This window comes from Cupriavidus sp. 05N40 (assembly GCF_056397305.1).
On the sequence record NZ_JBFTND010000321.1, the window covers coordinates 1 to 5393 of the forward strand.

General features: G+C 56.6%; 5 protein-coding genes. 4 read left to right on the forward strand and 1 reads right to left on the reverse strand.

The features are described from left to right. The 4 genes from AC1DO7_RS38990 to AC1DO7_RS39005 form a co-directional block, all read left to right on the forward strand. On the forward strand, window positions 1-2455 hold a 2455-nt coding region (locus tag AC1DO7_RS38990), incomplete at its 5' end, for a hypothetical protein (protein WP_477117398.1). Window positions 2456-2507: 52 nt separating this feature from the next. After that, window positions 2508-2930 (forward strand): lysozyme inhibitor LprI family protein, encoded by a 423-nt coding sequence (locus AC1DO7_RS38995; protein WP_441650424.1) that lies wholly within the window; start codon window positions 2508-2510, stop codon window positions 2928-2930. A gap of 189 nt (window positions 2931-3119) precedes the next feature. Then, window positions 3120-3374 (forward strand): DUF5991 domain-containing protein, encoded by a 255-nt coding sequence (locus AC1DO7_RS39000; protein WP_441650431.1) that lies wholly within the window; start codon window positions 3120-3122, stop codon window positions 3372-3374. A gap of 364 nt (window positions 3375-3738) precedes the next feature. Beyond that, on the forward strand, window positions 3739-4422 hold the full coding sequence (locus AC1DO7_RS39005) for a DUF6708 domain-containing protein (RefSeq protein WP_441650425.1): 684 nt from the start codon (window positions 3739-3741) through the stop codon (window positions 4420-4422). A 420-nt stretch (window positions 4423-4842) separates the two neighbouring features. Here AC1DO7_RS39005 and AC1DO7_RS39010 read toward each other — a convergent pair. Next, a partial coding sequence (locus tag AC1DO7_RS39010; RefSeq protein WP_477117399.1) for a thiolase family protein occupies window positions 4843-5393 on the reverse strand: 551 nt, incomplete at its 5' end.

A 5393-nucleotide genomic window follows, 5' to 3' on the forward strand; every position in this document is an offset into this window, starting at 1 on the left:
GACGCCATTCAGCACCGGCTTCGTCCTCACCCGCCACACCCTCGAATACCCGGCCGGCAACACGCTGACCTACTTCTGCCTGGCCATGCACCTGCGCTCGTTCAATGACTACGAGCGACTGGGCGCCAGGGTCAAGCGTCCCGACTACTGGCCGGCAACGGCCTACCGCGTAACGCAGAAAGCGAGCGACAAACAAGCGTCCCCCCAGAAAGACAAGCAAGGAAGCCCCAAACAGTCCACCGCGACCAGCGCAACCGATCCGGTAGTCGTGGGGGTGCGCATCTGTTCGCAGCCGAATCCCAAGGGCGTCGTCCTCGGCATCCTGCCCCGTGGCGCTCGCATTACCGCCGCCCAACGCAGCGCGGACAAGCACTGGGTCAAGATCAGCAGTGTGCTGGAGGGCAAGATCGCCCCGCCGTCCACGGCACAGCTGGAGCCATTGGCCGGGGCCGCACAGGGTTGGGTGCTGCTCGCGTACCTGGAGGCCCAGGGCAAGGCCCCCGAGGCCTTCGACAGCGTGGTCACGCCCGCGTCCGCCATCGCCATCAAGGCCGGCGCTTTGCTCGGCCACCTGGGCGAATACCGGCGAATCAAGGACCCTGGCCAGGACAGGGTAATTCTGCATCACGAGATCATTGTCGGCCCCGAATTGAGAAGCTTCCTCGACAAGAGCCGGGCGGCTGCGGCGTCGGCCAAATTGCAGGAGAAGACACTGCTGCGTATCGCGCCGAACGCCAAGCTGCGCAATGTTGCACTCGCCGAACCCCAGGCCGGCTTACTGGCCGCCAACACCGTGGTGGAACTGGACGGTACCCCGCATGAGGATGCCCTCTACGTGAAGGTCAAACCGATCCAGACCATGCAATGGATCGAGCGCAAGCCGGTACTGCCCAAGGGGGCCAAGGGGACCGGGGATGCACTGCCCAAAGGGGCGACGGACGCGAAGCTGTTCCGCCACAGCAATGGCACGCCTTACGCGGCGAAAGATATCGTCCGCCCACCGAAACAGGGCACCGCCGGCAAGCAGGGGGCCACGCTCTTTCGGGGCATTCTGCTTGCCGCAGCCAGCAGCGAACCGGTCTGGATGACAAAACAGGCATTCAATGCCCTATACGCCTTGGAAAAAGGCAAGTTGCTGGTGGCCGACCTTGCACAGGGCTGGTCAAGCTTTCCACTGACCTTTGTCGACAATGGTCCCGCCAACGGCCCGTATCCTCAACGCTTCGACACGACAGTATTGGAGCAGGCCAGGCCGCTCACGCGCGACCCCAGCCAGCCACCGACCGTCTATGCCATGGACGAAGCCGGCAAGCGCTGGTGGCAAGTGCAGATCAGCGACGACACCACCACCGCTATCGGCTGGGCCGGGGAAGCCGGCCACGCCGGCGTCAGCCTGCACTCGCCGCACGAATGGGTGGACTTCCAACTCATTGAATCCAAGCCCAAGGGCGAAGGCTACGGCAACATCTTCACCACCCTCGACCAGATGACCGCGTTTCAGGGCGGCGAGTTGGCCCTCAACGACGCCCAGCTCGACGAACCCATGCGCAAGGTCTTTGCCAGCCTCGATACCACCCCCGATCACCGGCTGACACTAGGCGAACTGCAGGCGGCCCAGCGCAGCCGCTGCAAGCTCGGCGAACTATCACGCCTGATCATTCGCTATCCGAGCGAGTGGAAGGCCGACCCGGCGAGTTGGAACGCCTGGGACAAGAACGTGCCGCCCTCCGCTCAGCCCGCCTGGCAGAGCGAGAAGGCGCGCATTGCCAAGCTGATGTGGTGGGACGATGTAGCGGGAAAAGTGGAGAGATTCCCCACGGATCCGTTCGTGTTTCATATTCATCCAGTAGCGCTGGCCGGGAACTTCTCAGGCCTCACCGCCAGACTGGAAAGATTAATCCGAGAAATCGGTGACATTATTTCTGATGGCGAAGGCGGGTACGAATCTTATAATAGCGGAACCAAAGATGTTCCTGACGGGAAAGTTGGGCATTCATACATGAGCCCTCCGCCCGGCACAGTAACGGGAAAAACCATTGATCAGATCATTTCGACCGATTCCTCATCTGGAACTGACACCAATAGACTCTTTGCAACAGGAAAGTACCAAACCACCATCTCAACCCTGAAACTAGCGAAAACATCAATAGCACTCACGGGAGCAGAGAAATACGACGCCAATATGCAGGAGCGCGTTTTTAGCGAGTTCCTTCTGGACAAAGCCGGTGGAGGAGCATTGTCGGATTTCATAAAAAATGGGAAAGGCACAATCGACGATGCACTGTATGCGGCAGCGAAGGAATGGGCATCGATAGCAGCCCCAAATGGAAGGACCATAAGTAATGGAACAATCTCGAACGGGACATCATCCTATCATCAGTCCGCAGCGAACAGCGCATCCACGAATTCGACAAATAAACTAAGATCAATTCTAAAAGAAATATCCGAAAACTGACCCCCTCCAATTTAACCAGCATTGACGCATCGATATTACCAAATAATTAACTATGCGACCACTAAAAATTACATCTACAATATCATTAATTTATTTAATCTCATATATTTATTCTGTCACCGCTCACGCTCAAGACCGACATTTCTCAAACGAGTTCTCAACTTGCACGAAGGATGCCAAGGGAATCAACGACCAATCTGAATGCGTAACAAAAGAGATTTCTTTTCAAAAGAAACGCCTTAATGAAAATTACTCAAAAGTCGCCAAGACACTGGCACCTGAAGACAGGGAATATATGGACAAGATACAGCGCGACTGGATTAGATGGCGAGATGGCAACTACAACTTCCTAGCGGAGCATGTGGCCGGCGAATTCACCACCACGAGAGTCACGAGCCTCAACTTCCTGCTGAACGCAATATACGATCGTGCAAACGAGATGAAAATGATTCTTGATCAGACCGGCAAAAAATAAGCTCATCGCACCAGACAAGAGAACTTCGAGCACACCGAAATTCAGCGATGAGAATTACCGACTCCACCGCCAGAAAATCTTTCCCAATTATCGTTTGCGTGACCCTTACCAAGACCACCAACAGTCAAGACAAGAAAGGATCACTGATTACCTGCAAATAACCACCCCTATATTCGCGATCAAAATCATATCTCCTGGCAAGGATTCCAGCAAGATCAGAAAATAATGTGCACCACAAAAGCAATCGGGAACAAGATAAATATTTTATTTTTTAAATTTTCCGACGGAAAAACCATCAACCAATATGGTGTCGCACCGTACTCACCACATGAGTGTCTGCTCTCACTACATAAGGACGATGGAGACCTAGTACCCAAATGGGGAAAGAATTTCTCACCGCCAGGAGTGAAAAAATCAGATCACTATTTTCGCAAGCAGCCTTAACCCCTCTTCCTTTAAGGCGGTGTGCAAGCACCCACTTGGATAGAAATGCACAAATTGTAAGGGGCAGGTGAGCAACCATGGTCCATCGCTAATGAGGCTCCCCCTCAAGGCCAGTCAAGGTGTCCAGATGAAGATACGATCCCCTTCCCCAATGCGGCCTACGTTTGCCAACGCCCAGCGGAAATGGCGCCTGTTTCGCTCGGCAAGTACGACCCTACCGCTAGAGCCCGATCCGAGTGTTAAACCGACCATTACTACCCTTCGTTCGAGCGAACATTGCATAGTGCTGATAGCGGATACTCTTCAGCGAAACGACACAACTATATCGTGGCACATGGGGGCGCTTATTATTTTTGGCGCTTTTATGATCATTGGTGTCGGACTGTTGCAGTCAAACACGGATTCACCACTCCCGTTTGGTTCCGCCGCGACACTCCCGATCGCGTATCTATTGATAATTAGTTTATCACGCATGCTGAGTTATCGCCTTCGCTATCGCAGTTCGACTGTGCGGGTCGATCGCAGGGCGCGAAGGATTTACTTCGTCCCGTATCCGGATGAAAGTCCTGATTCCCTTTGGATTCTCGATTGGGACGAGTTGTTGGCCATCGATTACTATCGAGGCAAAGGCCAGGGCTATCTATATCTTGTTGGATACACGTCAAATCTAACGGAACGCGAACTTGTCAAAGTTCCCATCATCGGGGCTCATATCGGCTATTACAATGAATCAACGTGGACATGGTTGCAACGGTATATGGCGGGAGACCCAAACCTCCCGCCCCCCACCGTGGAATCGCCACCACGCAGCTCGCGCGATGTACTGCTGCGTTACGGCGGTCGCTGGGTGCTCGCCTCCTTCACCGATCCAAAGCGCCGCTGGTGGCTACCGCTCACCCTCTGGGTGGACCTGGTCATCGTGCTGCTGGTCATGCCGGTGATGGCGCTCCCCCAACTCATCATCCTCACTTACCCGGAACCTCAGTTTCCGCCGGAGAACGACCGGCTGTGCGGCTTCGCCGACGAGGATGGCGATCATCGTGCCTGACTTCCAACGGCGGTCCATGTTTGCTGAAATCCAGAGAAGGCGGCATCGGTTTCGGTCAGCAAGCGATTGGCTGCCCCATGCGATGGATGAAAGCACGCAAGTCTCCACGCAGTTTCAGCCGAAGGGTGCTAGCCCGGACTATGCAGGAAACTTGGGCACCAACACGGTCAATTTGGGTCGATAGCAACGAGCCAAGTGACCCTCGTATCCTCTACGTCGCCCAAGTCTGCGAGTACATCCGCCACTTTATGGCCCAGGGACCGTGTGATCTGCCGCTGCCCGAAGCACCCCACTGGTGGAACACTCCTCACAACAACTTCTGCCTGACTCCGCGTGAGACGCTGCGCCACTACGTTCCGTGGCGCACCGGCGAGCGGAAGACGGTCCCGCGTCTCACGGGACCGTCTTCAGTGGCGTCTCCTACAACCGCTCGACGATCGTCACATTCGCCATGCCGCCGCCTTCGCACATGGTCTGCAGGCCGTAGCGCTTGCCATGCGTATGCAGGGCATGCACCAGCGTGGTCATCAGCTTCGCGCCAGAACCGCCCAGCGGGTGGCCCAGCGCGATCGCGCCGCCGTGCACGTTCATGCGCGCCGGATCGGCACCCGTGGCCTGCAGCCACGCCAGCGGCACCGGCGCGAACGCTTCGTTGATCTCGAACAGGTCGATGTCGCCGATCTTCATGCCGGCCTTCTCCAGCGCGCGCAGCGTGGCGGGCAACGGCGCCTCGAGCATGATGACGGGATCGTGGCCGAGCACCGACATATGATGGATGCGCGCGAGCGGCTTGACGCCCAGCTTCTTCAGGCCGGCTTCGTTGACGATCATCAGGCCGGCGGCGCCATCGCAGATCTGGCTGGCGCTGGCTGCGGTGACGGTGCCACCCTCCTCGATCAGCTTGACGCTGCCGATGGACTCCAGGCTCGCTTCGAAGCGGATGCCTTCGTCCACCGTGTGCAGTTCGCCAT

What these genes read in the sequence shown, in the direction of transcription:
- AC1DO7_RS38995 (WP_441650424.1), top strand. Translation starts at nt 2,508, where the DNA reads ATGCGACCACTAAAAATTACATCTACAATATCATTAATTTATTTAATC.
- AC1DO7_RS39005 (WP_441650425.1), top strand. Translation starts at nt 3,739, where the DNA reads ATGATCATTGGTGTCGGACTGTTGCAGTCAAACACGGATTCACCACTC.